The organism is Streptomyces sp. Root1304 (genome assembly GCF_001426405.1).
In the GTDB taxonomy this organism is placed as follows: Bacteria; Actinomycetota; Actinomycetes; order Streptomycetales; family Streptomycetaceae; genus Streptomyces.
This window is the reverse complement of record NZ_LMEP01000003.1, coordinates 214,767-232,291: the sequence shown is the minus strand read 5'-3', so window position 1 is coordinate 232,291 and position 17,525 is coordinate 214,767. Positions and strand designations below refer to the sequence as shown.

Genomic DNA, 17,525 nt, shown 5'->3' with positions numbered 1-17,525 from the left:
ACCCGGAAGCTAAGCCTTTCAGCGCCGATGGTACTGCAGGGGGGACCCTGTGGGAGAGTAGGACGCCGCCGAACAATTTTTAGCCTCAACCCCCGGACTTTGTCCGGGGGTTGAGGCATTTTTGCGTTCTGACGCGGGGGGTACCCTGTGCACGGGGGCGCCGTGGCTGAGGGTAAGGTCAGGGGGCATCGTCCGTACGTTCCCAGCAGGAGGCCCCCGGGTGGAGGTCCAGGAGACCCGCGTTCAGACCGACCGGGTCCTCACCATCCCCAACATTCTCAGCATGGCGCGTCTCGCCGGCGTGCCGCTGTTTCTGTGGTTGATTCTCCGCCCGGAGTTCGGTGGGCCCAACAGTGACGGCTGGGCGCTTCTCGTCCTGATGCTCAGCGGCGTCAGCGACTATCTCGACGGCAAACTGGCCCGGCGCTGGAACCAGATCAGCAACCTTGGCCGGCTCCTCGATCCCGCCGCCGACCGGTTGTACATCCTGTCCACGCTCGTGGGCCTGACCTGGCGCGAGATTCTGCCGTGGTGGCTGACCGCCGCCCTGCTCGCGCGTGAGGCCATGCTGCTGGTGATGGTGGGAATCCTCCGCCGGCACGGCTACCCGCCGCCGCAGGTGAACTTCCTCGGCAAAGCTGCGACATTCAACCTGATGTACGCGTTCCCGTTGCTCCTTCTCAGTGACGGAACGGGCTGGCTTTCGTCACTCGCTGAAGTTTTCGGGTGGGCCTTCGCCGGATGGGGTACAACTCTGTATTGGTGGGCAGGGATCCTCTACGTGGTCCAGGTCCGTCGACTCGTGAAGGCGGATACCGAGGCCGATTGAGCCCGTTCCTCCTGTGCCGAGCAGTGTCGCCGGCAACAACGAGGACGTCCGAGGGCCACTGAGCGGACAGGTGAAGTCGGCAGGACCGTCGTCTCTTCAAGGAGGACGCTTCCGACATGAAGGCCGTCGTGATGGCCGGTGGCGAAGGAACCCGACTTCGCCCCATGACCTCGAGCATGCCCAAGCCTCTACTGCCGGTGGTGAACCGGCCGATCATGGAGCACGTCCTACGACTGCTCAAGAGGCACGGTCTCAACGAGACCGTCGTCACCGTGCAGTTTCTCGCCTCGCTCGTCAGGAACTACTTCGGCGACGGTGAGGAGCTCGGGATGGAGCTCACGTATGCCAACGAGGAAAAGCCACTCGGTACAGCGGGAAGTGTGAAGAACGCCGAGGAGGCGCTGAAGGACGACGCCTTCCTCGTCATCTCGGGGGACGCGCTGACCGATTTCGACCTCACCGATCTGATCGCCTTCCACAAGGAGAAGGGCGCGCTCGTCACGGTCTGTCTCACCAGGGTGCCCAATCCCCTGGAATTCGGGATCACGATCGTCGACGAAGAGGGCAAGGTAGAGCGCTTTCTGGAGAAGCCGACCTGGGGGCAGGTCTTCTCGGACACGGTCAACACGGGCATCTACGTGATGGAGCCCGAGGTCTTCGACTACGTCCAGGCGGACACCCAGGTCGACTGGTCGGGCGACGTCTTTCCCCGGCTGATGAAGGAAGGCAAGCCGATCTACGGCTATGTCGCCGAGGGCTACTGGGAAGACGTCGGCACCCACGAGAGCTATGTGAAGGCCCAGGCGGACGTCCTGGAGGGCAAGGTCCAGGTCGACATCGACGGCTTCGAGATCTCGCCGGGAGTCTGGGTCGCCGAAGGCGCCGAGGTCCACCACGACGCCGTGCTGCGCGGCCCGCTCTACATCGGCGACTACGCCAAGGTCGAGGCCGACGCCGAGATCCGTGAGCACACCGTCATCGGCTCGAACGTCGTCGTCAAGAGCGGGGCCTTCCTGCACAAGGCCGTCGTCCACGACAACGTGTACATCGGCCAGCAGAGCAACCTGCGCGGCTGCGTCATCGGCAAGAACACCGACATCATGCGGGCCGCCCGGATCGAGGACGGGGCCGTCATCGGGGACGAGTGCCTGGTCGGGGAGGAATCGATCGTCCAGGGGAACGTGCGTGTCTACCCCTTCAAGACGATCGAGGCCGGTGCCTTCGTCAACACCTCCGTCATCTGGGAGTCCCGGGGGCAGGCCCATCTCTTCGGGGCGCGCGGGGTCTCCGGCATCCTCAACGTGGAGATCACGCCCGAACTGGCCGTACGGCTCGCGGGGGCGTACGCCACGACCCTCAAGAAGGGCTCGACCGTCACCACGGCCCGTGACCACTCCCGAGGGGCGCGGGCGCTGAAGCGGGCGGTCATCTCGGCCCTGCAGGCCAGCGCCATCGACGTACGGGACCTCGAGAACGTGCCGCTGCCCGTGGCGCGGCAGCAGACCGCGCGGGGAAGCGCCGGCGGCATCATGGTGCGGACCTCGCCCGGCGTCCCCGACTCCGTCGACATCATGTTCTTCGACGAACGCGGAGCCGACCTCTCCCAGGGCGGGCAGCGCAAGCTCGACCGGGTGTTCGCGCGGCAGGAGTACCGGAGAGCCTTCCCCGGGGAGATCGGCGACCTGTCCTTCCCGGCGAGCGTCTTCGACTCGTACACCGGTTCGCTGCTGCGGAACGTCGACACCTCGGGGATCGCGGAAGCCGGGCTGAAGGTCGTCGTGGACGCCTCCAACGGCAGCGCCGGGCTCGTCCTGCCCAGTCTGCTCGGGCGGCTCCAGGTGGACTCGCTGACGATCAACCCCGGGCTCGACGAGTCGCGGCCCACCGAATCGGCCGAGAGCCGGCGCGCCGGGCTCGTACGGCTCGGGGAGATCGTGGCCTCGGCGCGGGCCGCCTTCGGGGTGCGGTTCGACCCCGTCGGCGAGCGGCTCTCGCTCGTGGACGAGCGCGGGCGGATCATCGAGGACGACCGCGCGCTCCTCGTCATGCTGGACCTGGTGGCCGCCGAGCGGCGGTCCGGTCGGGTGGCCCTGCCCGTGACCACGACACGCATCGCCGAGCAGGTCGCCGCCTACCACGGCACACAGGTCGAGTGGACGACCACCTCGCCGGACGACCTCACCAGGGTCGGGCGCGAGGAGTCGACGATCTTCGGGGGCGACGGGCGCGGAGGGTTCATCGTGCCCGAGTTCAGCAGCGTCTTCGACGGCGCCGCCGCCTTCGTGCGGCTGATCGGGCTCGTTGCGCGGACCCAGCTCACCCTGAGCCAGATCGACGCGCGGATTCCACAGGCGCACGTCCTCAAGAAGGACATCCCGACCCCGTGGGCGGTGAAGGGGCTGGTGATGCGCCGGGTCGTCGAGGCGGCCGGCAGCCGGTCCGTCGACACCACCGACGGCGTGCGGGTGGTCGAGGCCGACGGCCGGTGGGTGATGGTGCTGCCCGACCCCGCGGAGGCCGTCACCCATCTGTGGGCCGAGGGACCCGACGACGCCTCCGCCCAGGCCCTGCTCGACGAGTGGGCCGAGGTGGTCGACAGCGCAGGTCGCTGACCTGACACGGCCGTCCTGTGGGGAGGCGCCCGAGCGGCCCCTCCCCACAGGACGGAGGGGCCATTCGGCGGTAGCCCGTTCGACGTGCGACGATGTGCGGCATGTCGCAGCAGCCCCCCGTTCGGAGCACCGGATCACCGCCGCCGCGTCCGGACGCGTCCATGTCGCTGCTGAACAACGTGATCGACCACGCGCTCGACGACGGCTACGCGGAGGCGACCGCCCGGCGGGCCGCCGAGGGCCGGGGACTGCCCCGTAGCCTGCGGGCCAAACTCGGTGTCGCCGCGGGCCTCCTGCTTGCCGCCGCCGTGGTGACCGTGGGCGCGGCCGAGGCACGTATCTCGGCCCCCGTCGTCGCCAAGGAGCGGCAGGAGCTCATCGACCGGATCGAGTCGGAGACGTCCACCGCCGACCAGCTGGAACAGGACGTCGAGCGGATCAGGTCCGAAGTCGGCGAACGCCAGCGGCGGGCGCTCCAGCAGCACGGCGGAGACCAGGCCGAGCTGGTGGCGCTCCTCTCGGGCGCGACGCCGGTCCACGGGCCCGGGGTGAAGCTCGTCGTCGACGACGCCAAGGACACCGACACCGGGGGCGGCGGTCCGCGCGAGAGCAGCGGCTTCTCCGACACGGGCCGGGTGCGCGACCGGGACATGCAGCGCGTGATCAACGGACTGTGGGAGTCGGGTGCCGAGGCGGTCGCCATCAACGGCCAGCGGCTGACCTCACTGTCCGCGATCCGGGCGGCGGGCGACGCCATACTGGTCGACAACAAGCCGCTGGTACCGCCCTACACGATCCTCGCGGTCGGGGACGGGAAGCGGCTGAGCACGACATTCCAGGACAGCGCCGACGGGCAGTACCTGCATGCGCTGGTGGAGAACTTCGGGATCAGGAGCGGCATCACGGCCGAGGGCGACGTACGCCTGCCGGCCGCGCCGAGCCTGACCGTACGTACCGCAGAGCCGAGGGGGGCCGGGGCGGCGACGCCGTCCGGTCGGGCCACGGCCGACACAGGGAAGGGCACATCGTGATCGCCGTACTGGGCCTGATCGTCGGAGTCGTGGTCGGACTGTTGGTCCGCCCCGAAGTTCCGGCGGTGGTCGAGCCCTATCTTCCGATCGCCGTGGTCGCCGCCCTCGACGCGGTCTTCGGCGGCCTGCGGGCCATGCTCGACGGCATCTTCGTCGACAAGGTCTTCGTGGTCTCGTTCCTCTCCAACGTGGTCGTGGCCGCGCTGATCGTCTTCCTCGGCGACAAGCTGGGCGTGGGCGCGCAGCTGTCGACCGGTGTGGTGGTCGTGCTTGGCATCCGGATCTTCTCCAACGCGGCCGCCATCCGGCGCCACGTCTTCCGGGCGTGACGCGGATGAGCGAGAACCCCCAGAACTCCCAGAATCCGCAGGACCCTCAGGACGCGCGGCGACCTGACGACCCGGCCCCTCAGAGCCCGAAGCGTCCCCAGGACCCGCAGGAGCCCGAGCGACCGCAGGAACCGCAGCGTCCTCAGGAGCCCGAGTCCGCCGGGAAGGCCGAGCGGGCCGACGGGGCGGAGGAGCCCGAGGGGGCCCCGGAGGCCGTCCACGACGGGACCGCGGACCACGACGTCCGGGTGGCCGTCCCACCGGCCGCCGCCCCCGGCAGCGAGCCGAGCGGACGACGGAGACTGGCGTCGGCGCTCTGGCCGCCGCGGGTGACCCGGGCCCAACTCGTCGTCGCGCTGCTGCTGTTCGTCCTCGGTCTCGGGCTGGCCATCCAGGTCTCCTCGACCAGTGACAACAGCGCGCTGCGCGGGGCGCGGCAGGAGGACCTCGTCCGCATCCTCGACGAGCTCGACGACCGCACCCAGCGCCTGGAGGACGAGAAGGCGCGCCTGGAGAAGCAGCGCACCGAGCTGGAGAGCAGCTCGGACCAGGCCGAGGAGGCGCGCAAGCAGACCCAGGAGAAGGAGCAGCAGCTCGGCATCCTGGCCGGCACGGTCGCCGCGGAGGGGCCCGGCATCACCCTGACCGTCGGCGATCCGACCGGGGCCGTCGAGTCCGACATGCTCCTCGACGCCATCCAGGAGCTGCGCGCCGCCGGTGCGGAGGCGATCCAGGTCAACGGTGTGCGGGTCGTCGCGGACAGTTATTTCACCGGTAGCGGTGATGACATGCGGATCGATGGAACGAAGGTGGCCGCTCCGTACGTCTTCAAGGTCATCGGCAAGCCGGAGGATCTCGAGCCCGCGCTCAACATCCCCGGCGGTGTCGTCCAGACCCTGGAGAAGGAGCAGGCCACAGCCACGGTGGAGCGGTCGGCGAAGATCGTCGTCGATGCCTTGCGACCCGCGAAGCGGCCTGACTACGCTCAGTCGTCCTCCCCGTGAGTGGGGGACGAGGAGGGTCCCGCGACAAGCGCACGACGTTGCGGGGGGTCGGCGCACCACAACGGTGGTGCGTGGTGGAAACTGTCCGGAGGATACGGACGTTGTGAAGGTGTCCGGGTCGGCAGGTGTGAGGGATCTCGGTTCGTCCTGCCCCACGGGCGGGTCTGTTTCGGTCAAGGGGAATCGCCCGTGAAGTTGTTTGCGAAGTTGTTCGGCAAGAGCGCACGTGAGGACGGCGGCAACGCCAGGCACCGCGCGTCGCGCCACGCCCAGAGCGAGGAGCAGGGCGGCGAGCGCCCGCTCTTCCGCGACGAGGTCGGTGGCCAGGGCGGTGACATTCCGGGCACTCAGGGCGCGTCTTCTGTTGACCCCGCCGGGGCTGCCCGCATAGGTTTCGGAGAACCATCAACCTCAAGTACGGGTGGAGGGTTTACCCCCGACCCGTACGCGACACAGACCTCGGCGGGTCAGCCGCGGCAGGAGGATGCGTCCATGCCGGTGTGTACGAGGTGCGGTCACCGCAACGCGGCCGACAGCCGTTTCTGCTCCCACTGCGGTACGCCGCTGCGGGGCGGGGTGGCTCCCGAGCGCGCTTCGGAGACGACGTCCACGATCTCGATCTCGGGCCTGGAGGCCTACGAGGCGGAGATCACCGGCCAGACGCAGCTGCCCTCGCTCTCTCCCGAGGCGCTGGCCGCGGTGGAGGCGCTGCCGTCCGGCTCCGCGCTCCTCGTGGTGCGCCGGGGTCCCAACTCCGGCAGCCGGTTCCTGCTCGACGGCGAGCTGACCACGGCCGGCCGTCACCCCCAGAGCGACATCTTCCTGGACGACTTCACGGTCTCCCGGCGTCATGTCGAATTCCGGCGGGCCCAGGACGGCAGCTTCACCGTTGCCGATGTCGGCAGCCTCAACGGCACGTACGTCAACCGTGAGCCGATCGACTCGGTCGTTCTGTCCAACGGCGACGAGGTGCAGATCGGCAAGTACCGCCTGGTCTTCTACTCGAGCCAGCGGGGCGTTTGACGCCTCGGAGAAGCCCTTCAGGGAAGGTCCATGCTGCGAACACCGACGGGCGGTGCCGGAACGGGCACCGCCGCGGGCGACCGGCTGGTCAGCATCGGCACGGTGCTGAACCAGCTGCGCGACGAATTTCCCGAAGTGACCATCTCCAAGATCCGGTTCCTGGAGGCCGAGGGGCTCGTCGAGCCCCGGCGGACGGCCTCCGGATACCGCAAGTTCAGCCCGCAGGACGTGGAGCGGCTCGCTCAGATCCTGCGGATGCAGCGGGACCACTACCTTCCGCTGAAGGTCATTCGCGAGCACCTCGACGCCCTGGCCCGCGGTGAGCAGATCCCGCTCCCGGCCCCCGGCCGGCGGCGGGACCTCATCGAGGGGGCCTGGGAGACGGACGCCGAGCCGCCCACCGCCGCGCGCCTGGGGCGCGCCGAGCTGCTGGCGGCGGCCGAGGTTACCGAGGCCGAACTCGCCGAGTGGGAGTCGTACGGGCTGATCTCCGCGACGGAGGGCGGCGGCTACGACCCCGAGACCGTCACCGTCGCCCGGCTCGTCGCCGATCTGGGGCGCTTCGGGCTCGAACCCCGGCACCTGCGGGCCGTGAAGGCGGCCGCGGACCGGGAGGCCGGGCTGATCGAGCAGGTCGTCGCGCCACTGCGCCGGCACCGCAATCCGCAGACCAGGGCCCATGCGGAGGAGACCGCGCGGGACCTCGCCGCACAGTCGGTGCGGCTGCACGCCGCCCTCGTACAGACCGCGCTGGGGATTCGGCTCCAGTGACCGCGTAGGGGCTCGGCGGCGGCCCGGGGACGGCCTGGCAGTGGCTCGGCGGTGCCTCCGGGAGGGGGCCCGACTATCCAAACCGGTCGGGCACGTCCTAGGGTTGCTGTGTGAACGAGCTCGACGTTGTGGGTGTCCGGGTGGAAATGCCCTCCAACCAGCCGATCGTGCTCCTGCGTGAAGTGGGAGGCGATCGGTACCTCCCCATCTGGATCGGACCGGGGGAGGCGACCGCCATTGCCTTCGCTCAGCAGGGGATGGCCCCTCCGCGGCCGCTGACGCACGACCTGTTCAAGGACGTGCTGGAAGCCGTGGGACAGGAACTCACCGAAGTCCGCATCACGGATCTGCGTGACGGGGTCTTCTACGCCGAGCTGGTCTTCGCCAGCGGCGTCGAGGTGAGCGCGCGCCCTTCGGACGCGATAGCCCTGGCCCTCCGTACCGGAACGCCGATCTTCGGCAGTGACGGTGTGCTGGACGATGCCGGCATCGCGATCCCGGACGAGCAGGAGGACGAGGTGGAGAAGTTCCGCGAGTTCCTCGACCAGATCTCACCGGAGGATTTCGGGACCAACAGTCAGTGAGGCGCAGCGGCGCGGCCGAAGGCCGTTCGCGGGGTGCTGTCAGGGCATTCGAGTAGCCTTTCCCCGGGGAGAGACACGGGAAACCACTCTCAGGGTGATTATCACTCGGCGTGCCGAGTGTGGCGATCGTTGACGCACCCCGAGTGACTGCCTACCTTCGTGTGGGCAGGTCAAGGACGGAGGGTCGGCGTGATGAGCAGCGCGGACGGTACGGCAGGGAGCTCGCTCGGACGCGTGTCCGGAGAGAGCGGTCCGTATCCGCTTCACGGCAGTGTGGGCGACTTCGGTACGGAAGCCGGTGCGGGCACCGGGCCGGGAGCGGCGGGCGAGGCGGTCGGCTATCGCGGCCCGACGGCCTGCGCGGCGGCCGGGATCACCTATCGACAGCTGGACTACTGGGCACGCACGGGGCTCGTGGAGCCGAGCGTGCGGCCCGCGTACGGGTCGGGGACCCAGCGGCTCTACAGCTTCCGCGACGTCGTCGTGCTGAAGATCGTCAAGCGGTTCCTGGACACCGGGGTCGCCCTCCAGAACATCCGGGCGGCGGTGCAGCACCTGCGCGCGCGGGGCTTCCGTGATCTGGAGCGGATGACGCTCATGAGCGACGGGGCCACGGTCTACGAGTGCTCCTCGCCCGACGAGGTCGTCAGCCTGCTCCAGGGCGGACAGGGCGTCTTCGGCATCGCCGTCGGGGTGGTGTGGAGGGACGTCGAGGCGGCCCTCTCGCAGCTGCACGGGGAGCGGGTCGACACCGGCGAGACGCTGGTCGGGAACAACCCCGGGGACGAGCTGGCGCGGCGTCGACGGGACAAGGCCGTCTAGGCCGGGCGGCTCGCGCCGTGACAGGTGGGCGGGCTTCGGGGCGTGACCGGGCGGGCCCCGGGGCGTGACGGGGCCGGCTCCTGACGTGCCGGGGCCGCGTTGTCAGTGGCGTAGGGCAGCATCGGACCTGTGAGAGCCGCGCCGACGATCCTGCATCTCGACATGGATGCGTTCTTCGCCGCCGCCGAACAGGCGGCGAAGCCCAGCCTGCGCGGAAAACCGGTGGTCGTCGGCGGCCTCGGGCCGCGCGGGGTGGTCGCCACCGCCTCGTACGAGGCGCGTCGCTTCGGCGTGCACTCGGCGATGCCGATGGGCCAGGCGCGACGGCTCGCGCCGAACGCCGCCTACCTCGTGCCCCGGTTCGCCTTCTACCGCTCGATCAGCGAGCAGGTCATGGAACTGCTCGGGCGGCTCTCCCCGCTCGTCGAGCCGCTCAGCCTCGACGAGGCCTTCGTCGACCTGGAGGCCGGAGGCGTGGCCGACGACAGCGCGAGCGCGCGGGCCGCCGGGGAGCGGCTGCGGGTCGACATCCTGGCGACGACGGGACTCACCGGTTCCGTGGGGCTCGCGGGGTCCAAGATGATCGCGAAGATCGCCTCCGAGGAGGCCAAGCCCGACGGGCTCGTCCTGATCGAGCCCGGGACCGAGCGCGAGCTGCTCGGCCCCCGGTCGGTGCGGATCCTGCCCGGGGTGGGGCCGGCCACCGGGGAGCATCTGCGGCGGGCCGGGATGACCACGGTGGCCGACCTCGCGGAGGCGGGCGAGGACGAGCTCGTACGGCTCCTGGGGCGGGCGCACGGGGCCTCGCTGTACCGGATGGCCCAGGGGTACGACGACCGGGCCGTGGTGGCCGAGCGGGATGCCAAGTCGGTGTCGGTCGAGGACACCTTCGACGTCGACCTGCACGACCGGGTCCGCATCCGGGTCGAGGTGGAGCGGCTCGCGGAGCGGTGCGTCGGGCGGCTGCGGGCCTCGGGGCACTCGGGGCGGACGATCGTCCTGAAGGTGCGGCGCTACGACTTCTCCACGCTGACCCGGTCCGAGACGCTCCGGGGGCCCACCGACGACCCCGCGGTGGTCCGGGAGGCCGTGGGGCGCCTGCTGGAGGGCGTGGACACGACCGGGGGCGTGCGGCTGCTCGGGGTGGGCGTGAGCGGGCTCGCGGACTACACCCAGGAGGACCTGTTCGCTCAGGCGGAGGCGCGGGGGGAGGCGGAGGACTCCGAGCGTGCGGGCGAGGGGGGCGCCGGGGACGCCGTGCGCGCGGCCGACGGTACGGAGACCGCGGCGGGCGGCGCTGTCGCGCCCGGTGGGGCCGAGGAGGCCGTGGAGCGGCACTGGTCGCCCGGCCACGACGTACGGCACGCGGTGCACGGGGCCGGGTGGGTCCAGGGGAGCGGGGTCGGTCGGGTCACGGTGCGGTTCGAGGAACCGTGGTCCGGACCCGGGCGGGTGCGGACGTTCTCCGTGGACGATCCGGAACTGGAGCCGTCGGAGCCGTTGCCGCTGGTGCGGGGGGACGAGGGGGAGTGACGGGTACGGGTGAGCCCGGCCCCGAGGCCGTACGGGGCCTGGGACCGGGTGCGTCGTCCCGTCCGTGCGTCAGGTGCCGTCCTGGCCCGCCAGGCGGCCGAAGTCGGTGTCCGGGGCGTCCGTGGGGGGCGGCGGGAGGGCCATGCTGTAGTGGCGGTAGAGCTGGAGTTCCTGTTCCGGGGAGAGGTGGCGGCCCACGCCGAAGTCGGGTGCGTCCTTGATCAGGGCGCGTTCGTAGGGGACGTGGAGGCCGTCGCCGGCCAGTTCGCTCGGCTCCAGCGGGACGAAGGCGTCCCGGCTGAACAGTCCGGTGCGGACCGCGGCCCATTCCGGGATGCCGGTCGCGTCGTCCAGGTACACCTCGTCCACGGTTCCGATCTTGTGTCCGTTCCGGTCGAACGCCTTGCGGCCGATCAGGCTGCGCGGATCGATGTCGGTCTGCACGGTCCCTCCAACTGGTCGCAACTGCTCTACACCCCTACGAAAGTGCACAACTGGGATGTCGGCCACTTGAGCGATGGCAGCCGCAACCGCGCTGGTAGGCTGGCTGTGGCTGTCGACCCCGTGCGGGAGAGTCCTCCGGAGAAACCTTCCGGTGGACGCCGAAGGAGCAAATCCTCCCCGGAATCTCTCAGGCCCCTGTACCGCGCGGACGAGGTCACTCTGGAAAGCAGAGCGGTGTCCACGGCATGCGCTCTCACCGACGGTGAAAGCCGGCGTGCCGTGAGGCGTGCCGGTGAAACTCTCAGGTTGAGATGACAGAGGGGGAGGCCGTCCGGGTACCCGCGCCGTGGTGCCCCTCGCAGGTCGTGACGACCAGGAGGCCTCCGTACATGACCGCCAACCGCACTCCGCTCTCCGAGCTCGAACAGGGCATCCCGTTCGAGCAGCGGCACATCGGGCCCGACGCCGAGGCGCGCGCCAAGATGCTCGCCCAGGTCGGTTACGGCTCCCTCGACGAGCTCACGGCCGCCGCCGTGCCGGACGTGATCAAGAACACCGAGGCGCTCGGGCTGCCGTCCGCGCGCACCGAGGCCGAGGTCCTCGCCGAGCTGCGCGACCTCGCCGACCGCAACCAGGTCCTCGCGCCGATGATCGGCCTCGGCTACTACGGCACCTTCACGCCGCCGGTGATCCTGCGGAACGTGATGGAGAACCCCGCCTGGTACACCGCGTACACGCCGTACCAGCCGGAGATCTCCCAGGGCCGCCTGGAGGCCCTGCTGAACTTCCAGACCGTCGTCGCCGACCTGACCGGGCTGCCCACCTCCGGCGCCTCGCTGCTCGACGAGGGCACCGCCGCCGCCGAGGCCATGTCCCTCGCCCGGCGCGTCGGCAAGGTCAAGAACGGCGTCTTCCTCGTCGACGCCGACGCCCTGCCCCAGACGATCGCCGTCATCGAGACCCGCGCCGAGCCGACCGGTGTCGAGGTCGTCGTCGCGGACCTCTCGGCGGGTATCCCGGCCGAGATCGCCGAGCGCGGTGTGTTCGGTGTGCTCCTCCAGTACCCGGGCGCCTCCGGTGCCGTCCGCGACATCAAGCCGCTGATCGACGCCGCCCACGAGCTCGGCGCGATCGTCACCGTCGCCGCCGACCTGCTCGCGCTGACCCTGCTCACCTCGCCGGGCGAGCTGGGCGCGGACATCGCCGTCGGTACGACGCAGCGCTTCGGCGTCCCGATGGGCTTCGGCGGTCCCCACGCCGGCTACATGGCCGTCCAGGACAAGCACGCCCGCTCCCTGCCCGGCCGTCTCGTGGGCGTCTCCGTCGACGCCGACGGGAACCGCGCGTACCGCCTGGCCCTCCAGACCCGCGAGCAGCACATCCGCCGCGAGAAGGCCACCAGCAACATCTGTACCGCTCAGGTGCTGCTCGCCGTCATGGCCGGCATGTACGCCGTCTACCACGGCCCCGAGGGCCTCCAGGGCATCGCGCGCCGCACCCACCGCTACGCCGCGATCCTCGCCGCCGGTCTGACCGCCGGTGGCGTGGAGCTCACCCAGGGCGCCTTCTTCGACACCCTCACCGCCCGCGTGCCCGGCAAGGCCGACGAGGTCGTCGCCGCCGCCCGCGAGGCCGGCGTGAACCTCTACCGCGTCGACGCCGACCACGTGTCGATGTCCTGCGACGAGACCACCGGCCGCGCCCAGCTCGCCGCCGTCTGGGGCGCCTTCGGCGTCACCGCCGATGTCGAGGCCCTGGACGCCACCGCCGAGGAGACGCTGCCCGCCGGGCTGCTGCGCTCCGACGCGTTCATGACCCACCCGGTCTTCCACGCGCACCGCTCCGAGACCTCGATGCTGCGCTACCTGCGCAAGCTCGCGGACCGCGACTACGCGCTCGACCGCGGCATGATCCCGCTCGGCTCCTGCACGATGAAGCTGAACGCGACGACCGAGATGGAGGCGGTGACCTGGCCCGAGTTCGGCCAGATGCACCCCTTCGCCCCGGTCGAGCAGGCGCAGGGCTACGTCACGCTCATCACCGAGCTGGAGGAGCGCCTCGCCGAGGTCACCGGCTACGACAAGGTGTCGATCCAGCCCAACGCCGGTTCGCAGGGCGAGCTGGCCGGTCTGCTGGCCGTCCGCGCCTACCACCGTGCCAACGGCGACGAGCAGCGCACCGTCTGCCTGATCCCGTCCTCCGCGCACGGCACCAACGCGGCCTCCGCGGTGATGGCCGGCATGAAGGTCGTCGTGGTGAAGACCGCCGACGACGGCGAGGTCGACGTCGAGGACCTGCGCGCCAAGATCGCCCAGTACCGCGACGAGCTGTCCGTGCTGATGATCACGTACCCCTCGACGCACGGCGTCTTCGAGGAGCACGTCGCCGACATCTGCGCCGAGGTCCACGAGGCCGGCGGTCAGGTGTACGTCGACGGCGCCAACCTCAACGCGCTGGTCGGTCTGGCCAAGCCCGGCCACTTCGGCGGCGACGTCTCGCACCTGAACCTCCACAAGACCTTCTGCATCCCGCACGGCGGCGGCGGTCCGGGCGTCGGTCCGGTCGGCGTCCGCGCGCACCTGGCCCCGTACCTCCCGAACCACCCGCTCCAGCCCACCGCGGGCCCGGAGACCGGTGTGGGCCCGATCTCGGCCGCCCCGTGGGGCTCCGCGGGCATCCTGCCGATCTCGTGGTCGTACGTGCGCCTGATGGGCGGCGAGGGCCTCAAGCGCGCCACCCAGGTCGCCGTGCTCGCGGCGAACTACATCGCCAAGCGCCTGGAGCCGCACTTCCCGGTGCTCTACACCGGCCCGGCCGGTCTGGTCGCCCACGAGTGCATCGTGGACCTGCGTCCGCTGTCCAAGGCGACGGGCGTCACGGTCGACGACATCGCCAAGCGCCTCATCGACTACGGCTTCCACGCGCCGACGATGTCGTTCCCGGTGGCCGGCACGCTGATGATCGAGCCGACCGAGTCCGAGGACCTCACGGAGCTCGACCGGTTCTGCGACACGATGATCGCGATCCGCGCCGAGATCGAGAAGGTCGCCTCGGGCCAGTGGCCCGCCGACGACAACCCGCTGCACAACGCCCCGCACACCGCGGCGGCGCTGGGCGGCGAGTGGAACCACGCCTACACCCGCGACGAGGCCGTCTTCCCGGCCGGCGTCTCGGCGGCCGACAAGTACTGGCCGCCGGTGCGCCGCATCGACGGTGCCTTCGGCGACCGGAACCTGGTCTGCTCCTGCCCGCCGCTGGACGAGTACGACAACTGAGCCAGGAGGGGCCGTGAGCGGCCCCGGGCATCGGACGAGGGCCGGTTCGGAGGATGTTCCTCCGGGCCGGCCCTCGGCGTTTCCCTCGTACGGTGTCCTCGCCGGCGCCTTCAGGCGGCCGTCGTCACCCGGCCCGTCGTCAGCGGCCGGTGAGGGGCGATGATCTGCCCGTCCGGCAGCAGCTCACCGGTGTCCTCGAAGAGCAGGACGCCGTTGCACAGCAGGCTCCAGCCCTGTTCCGGGTGGTGTGCCGTCAGTCGGGCCGCCTCCCGGTCGGCGGAGTCGGCGGTGGGACAGGCGGGCTGGTGCTGGCACATGGGTGGGTTCTCTCGCTGCGTCGTGGTGGATGTCCTGCGGCTCTTGGCGCTCATGGCCGCCCCCGTCGGTCGGTTCGGTTCCGGTCCCAGTGTTGCCCCATGGACGGTCTTCCGCAGGGATTTCGCGGCAGCTCGTCCTCTCCGGGGAAGACGCATCACCCGCAGGGGCGGTTCAGCCCAACTGCACCGTCTCTTCGGGTGGTTCGGGGTGGTCCGAGCGGGCTAGTCCGTCCGGGAGGGGTGTTCGGGCGGCGCGTTCGGACGGGTTCCTCGGACAGCAGTGCGCCCCGTGACCCGGCCGGGTCACGGGGCGGTGGCGACGCGCGTGCGGTGGATCAGGCGGGCGCCGCCGAGCCCAGGAGGGGCGGCGGCGCGAGGCGGGTACGGAGGACGGGCAGGAGGTCGGCGACCTGGTAGGCGCGGTGGGCGGCGATCCCCGGCGGGGCGGGGGCCAGCGGCACCATCAGGTCCGCGGCGGCCGGGGCGGGGGTCGCGCCGTCCTCCTCCGGCTCCGCGTGCAGCCACAGGGTCAGCATGTAGAGCTGCGGCACGGACAGCAGCCTCGGCTGGTACGCGCCGGGCAGGGCCTCGGCCTGGAGCAGCGCGCGCTCGGTGGCGGCGACGTACGGCCCCTCGAAGAAGTGCGAGAAGGACCAGCCGTCGGGGGTGAGCATGGTGTCCGCGGCGGCGATGGCCCGGTCCCCGTCGCTGATCAGGAAGCGCCAGCCGGCGAGCCGGGCACGGGGCGGGTGGCCCGGCGCTCCGGAGACTCCGAGGATGTGCACGGGCAGCGGGTGTTCGGGGCTCAGCGTTCCCTGCGCGGCCCGCAGGGCGGGCGTTCGGGCCTCGCGGACGGCGGTCGGCGAACCGAGGGCCGCGAGGACGCTGCGGAGGGCCGGCGCAGGGGCCGGGGAGGGTCGGAGCATGGTGGGTCGCCTCTCACTCAGGAGACACGGTGAAACGTGGGCAGGAACGACGGCGCTGTCGGCGGCGGGGCCGGAGATGGGCCGTACGGCCGCGGCCGGGCGCCAACACTCTGCCTCGTCCGCGGAGTTTATACGACACGTGTTCACATAGTGTTTCCGCTAGACCGCGCCGGTATTCCTGACAAGGCGTCATCGAGCCGTAAAACAACGGCAGTCGAAGCGGAATCGCCTGTCGGCGGCGTCCTCACCTGCGTATTCCGCGCAGAGGTGGAGGGCTGAATTCCGACCCCCGCTCAGCGGGCAATAGGACATCGGTATATGTCGCTTGTTCCTTGCCCTTGGAATGTGCCCGTGGGGCGCTGCATCCAGCCTATCCTCCGCGAGGTCTCCTCCGCAGGCGTTGTGGATCAGTCGGCCGGGCATCATCGTCCGTGACGCGCGGCCGCCGTGGGCGGCCGTCCACTCGGGGAGGGACGCTTCGATGGGGGAGAAGGTCGTGGCCGACGGGTTCGGCCCGTCCGACCGGCAGCACTACCGGAGAAAGCTCCAGCAGTGCCTCGCGGGACTCGCGAGGCTCCTCGCGGAGAAGAGGTTCGACCGGCCCCGCAATCTCATGGGCGTGGAGATCGAACTCAATCTCGCGGGCGCGGACGGACTGCCCCGCATGCTGAACGGGCCGGTTCTGGAAAAGATCGCGAGCCCCGATTTCCAGACGGAACTCGGTTTGTTCAACCTCGAAGTGAACATCGCGCCCCACCAGCTCGGCGGGCGCGTTTTCGACCGGCTCGCCGAGGAGATCGGAACCGGAATCGGATACGCGGACCGCAAGGCGGCCGAACTCGACGCGAGCGTCGTCATGATCGGCATACTGCCCACGCTCACCCAGGACGATCTGGTCCTGGAGAACCTGTCGGCGGCCGACCGCTACGCGCTCCTCAACGACCAGATCCTGGCGGCCCGGGGCGAGAACTTCACACTCGACATCCACGGCGTCGAACGGCTGCTCTGCACCTCGGAGTCGATCGTTCCCGAGGCGGCCTGCACGTCGGTGCAGCTCCATCTCCAGGTGACGCCCGCCCGGTTCGCCTCGGTGTGGAACGCGGCGCAGGCCGTCTCGGGGGTGCAGATCGCGCTCGGCGCCAACGCGCCCTTCGTCTTCGGCCGCGAGCTGTGGCGGGAGTCCCGGCCGCCGCTGTTCCAGCAGGCCACCGACACCCGTTCGCCCGAGCTGCAGTCCCAGGGCGTCCGGCCGCGCACCTGGTTCGGGGAGCGGTGGGTGGACTCGGTGTACGACCTCTTCGAGGAGAACGTGCGGTACTTCCCCGCCCTGCTGCCCCTCTGCGACGAGGAGGACCCGCTGCTCGTCCTGGACCGGGGCGAGGTGCCGCGCCTCCAGGAACTCGTCCTGCACAACGGCACGGTCTACCGCTGGAACCGGCCCGTGTACGGCTGGGTCGACGGGGTCCCGCACCTGCGCGTCGAGAACCGGGTGCTGCCCGCGGGGCCGACCGTCACCGACGTCATCGCCAACGCGGCCTTCTACTACGGGCTGGTGCGCTCCCTGGCCGACGACCCCCGGCCGGTCTGGAAGCGGCTGCCCTTCGAGGACGCCGAGGCCAACTTCGACGCGGCCTGCCGCCACGGCATCGAGGCGGAGCTGCGGTGGCCCCGGGCCGGCAGGGCCGGGGGCGTCGCGACCGTGCCGGCGGTACGGCTGGTCCTCGACGAGCTGCTGCCGCTCGCCGCGGCGGGGCTCGACGCCTGGCACATCGAGCCCGCCGACCGGGACTTCTACCTCGGGGTGATCGAGCAGCGGTGTCTGCGGCGGGTGAACGGGGCCTCCTGGCAGGCCGACACCTTCCACCGGGCCCTGGAATCGGGCCTCGACCGGGAGGCGGCGCTCGCGGCGACCACGCGCCGCTACCGGACTTTGATGCGGGCGGGGGCGCCCGTGCACACGTGGCCGGTGGGGCTCGGCTGAGGCCTGGGCTCCCGGGGCCTTCCGGGGGGTCTGCCCGGTGGGGC

15 protein-coding genes, 1 rRNA gene and 1 riboswitch are annotated in these 17,525 nt (G+C 70.8%); of the genes, 13 read left to right on the top strand and 3 right to left on the bottom strand.

Going from position 1 to position 17,525, the window contains the following annotated elements; all coding sequences use genetic code 11:
* The 11 genes from rrf to ASD33_RS07845 all read left to right on the top strand — a co-directional run.
* A 5S ribosomal RNA gene (gene rrf, locus ASD33_RS07895) occupies positions 1-74 on the top strand; the annotation flags it as partial.
* Positions 75-220: 146 nt separating this feature from the next.
* Positions 221-829 carry a CDP-alcohol phosphatidyltransferase family protein gene (locus ASD33_RS07890; RefSeq protein ID WP_056555572.1) on the top strand — a complete coding sequence of 203 codons (609 nt, stop codon included), beginning with the start codon at positions 221-223 and terminating at the stop codon, positions 827-829.
* A 116-nt stretch (positions 830-945) separates the two neighbouring features.
* Positions 946-3,441, top strand: a complete 2,496-nt coding sequence (locus ASD33_RS07885; protein ID WP_056555569.1) for a mannose-1-phosphate guanyltransferase — start codon at positions 946-948, stop codon at positions 3,439-3,441.
* 101 nt (positions 3,442-3,542) lie between these two features.
* The gene (locus ASD33_RS07880) at positions 3,543-4,472 is read left to right on the top strand and encodes a DUF881 domain-containing protein (RefSeq protein ID WP_056555566.1); all 930 of its coding nucleotides are present in this window, start codon (positions 3,543-3,545) and stop codon (positions 4,470-4,472) included.
* Entirely contained in the window at positions 4,469-4,801 is a 333-nt protein-coding gene (locus ASD33_RS07875; RefSeq protein ID WP_015032176.1) for a small basic family protein, read from the top strand. Before ASD33_RS07880 ends, ASD33_RS07875 begins: the two co-directional genes overlap by 4 nt.
* Positions 4,802-4,806: 5 nt before the next feature.
* Positions 4,807-5,805: a DUF881 domain-containing protein gene (locus ASD33_RS07870; RefSeq protein WP_242426862.1), complete on the top strand. Its 999-nt coding sequence runs from the start codon at positions 4,807-4,809 to the stop codon at positions 5,803-5,805.
* Between the two features lie 81 nt (positions 5,806-5,886).
* The gene (locus ASD33_RS33950) at positions 5,887-6,828 is read left to right on the top strand and encodes an FHA domain-containing protein (protein ID WP_079044639.1); all 942 of its coding nucleotides are present in this window, start codon (positions 5,887-5,889) and stop codon (positions 6,826-6,828) included.
* A gap of 30 nt (positions 6,829-6,858) precedes the next feature.
* Positions 6,859-7,599, top strand: coding sequence for a MerR family transcriptional regulator (locus ASD33_RS07860; RefSeq protein WP_056555560.1), 741 nt, complete (start codon positions 6,859-6,861; stop codon positions 7,597-7,599).
* A gap of 110 nt (positions 7,600-7,709) precedes the next feature.
* On the top strand, positions 7,710-8,183 hold the full coding sequence (locus ASD33_RS07855; protein ID WP_017238433.1) for a bifunctional nuclease family protein: 474 nt from the start codon (positions 7,710-7,712) through the stop codon (positions 8,181-8,183).
* Between the two features lie 192 nt (positions 8,184-8,375).
* Positions 8,376-9,005: a whiB transcriptional repressor BldO gene (gene bldO, locus ASD33_RS07850; protein ID WP_079044635.1), complete on the top strand. Its 630-nt coding sequence runs from the start codon at positions 8,376-8,378 to the stop codon at positions 9,003-9,005.
* A 129-nt stretch (positions 9,006-9,134) separates the two neighbouring features.
* Positions 9,135-10,538 (top strand): DNA polymerase IV, encoded by a 1,404-nt coding sequence (locus tag ASD33_RS07845; RefSeq protein ID WP_056555554.1) that lies wholly within the window; start codon positions 9,135-9,137, stop codon positions 10,536-10,538.
* Between the two features lie 69 nt (positions 10,539-10,607).
* Here the strand turns inward: ASD33_RS07845 and ASD33_RS07840 are convergent, their stop codons facing one another.
* The gene (locus ASD33_RS07840) at positions 10,608-10,982 is read right to left on the bottom strand and encodes a PRC-barrel domain-containing protein (protein ID WP_056555551.1); all 375 of its coding nucleotides are present in this window, start codon (positions 10,980-10,982) and stop codon (positions 10,608-10,610) included.
* A gap of 113 nt (positions 10,983-11,095) precedes the next feature.
* A riboswitch (glycine riboswitch) is annotated at positions 11,096-11,195 on the top strand.
* A gap of 176 nt (positions 11,196-11,371) precedes the next feature.
* Between ASD33_RS07840 and gcvP the strand changes: the two genes are divergently transcribed.
* On the top strand, positions 11,372-14,257 hold the full coding sequence (gene gcvP / locus ASD33_RS07835) for an aminomethyl-transferring glycine dehydrogenase (protein ID WP_056555548.1): 2,886 nt from the start codon (positions 11,372-11,374) through the stop codon (positions 14,255-14,257).
* Between the two features lie 110 nt (positions 14,258-14,367).
* On the opposite strand, the gene ASD33_RS07830 is transcribed toward gcvP, so the two are convergent.
* Positions 14,368-14,574, bottom strand: a complete 207-nt coding sequence (locus ASD33_RS07830) for a DUF5999 family protein (protein WP_056555545.1) — start codon at positions 14,572-14,574, stop codon at positions 14,368-14,370.
* Between the two features lie 335 nt (positions 14,575-14,909).
* Positions 14,910-15,500, bottom strand: a complete 591-nt coding sequence (locus tag ASD33_RS07825) for a hypothetical protein (RefSeq protein WP_056555542.1) — start codon at positions 15,498-15,500, stop codon at positions 14,910-14,912.
* Between the two features lie 481 nt (positions 15,501-15,981).
* Between ASD33_RS07825 and ASD33_RS07820 the strand changes: the two genes are divergently transcribed.
* Entirely contained in the window at positions 15,982-17,481 is a 1,500-nt protein-coding gene (locus ASD33_RS07820) for a hypothetical protein (protein WP_056555539.1), read from the top strand.
* Positions 17,482-17,525: the final 44 nt, after the last annotated feature.

Bases quoted from the DNA above. Each gene is read 5' to 3' on its own strand.
- ASD33_RS07885 (WP_056555569.1), top strand. From the start codon at position 946: ATGAAGGCCGTCGTGATGGCCGGTGGCGAAGGAACCCGACTTCGCCCC.
- ASD33_RS07880 (WP_056555566.1), top strand. From the start codon at position 3,543: ATGTCGCAGCAGCCCCCCGTTCGGAGCACCGGATCACCGCCGCCGCGT.
- ASD33_RS07870 (WP_242426862.1), top strand. From the start codon at position 4,807: ATGAGCGAGAACCCCCAGAACTCCCAGAATCCGCAGGACCCTCAGGAC.
- ASD33_RS07860 (WP_056555560.1), top strand. From the start codon at position 6,859: ATGCTGCGAACACCGACGGGCGGTGCCGGAACGGGCACCGCCGCGGGC.
- bldO (WP_079044635.1), top strand. From the start codon at position 8,376: ATGAGCAGCGCGGACGGTACGGCAGGGAGCTCGCTCGGACGCGTGTCC.
- gcvP (WP_056555548.1), top strand. From the start codon at position 11,372: ATGACCGCCAACCGCACTCCGCTCTCCGAGCTCGAACAGGGCATCCCG.
- ASD33_RS07830 (WP_056555545.1), bottom strand. From the start codon at position 14,574: ATGTGCCAGCACCAGCCCGCCTGTCCCACCGCCGACTCCGCCGACCGG.
- ASD33_RS07825 (WP_056555542.1), bottom strand. From the start codon at position 15,500: ATGCTCCGACCCTCCCCGGCCCCTGCGCCGGCCCTCCGCAGCGTCCTC.
- ASD33_RS07820 (WP_056555539.1), top strand. From the start codon at position 15,982: ATGGGGGAGAAGGTCGTGGCCGACGGGTTCGGCCCGTCCGACCGGCAG.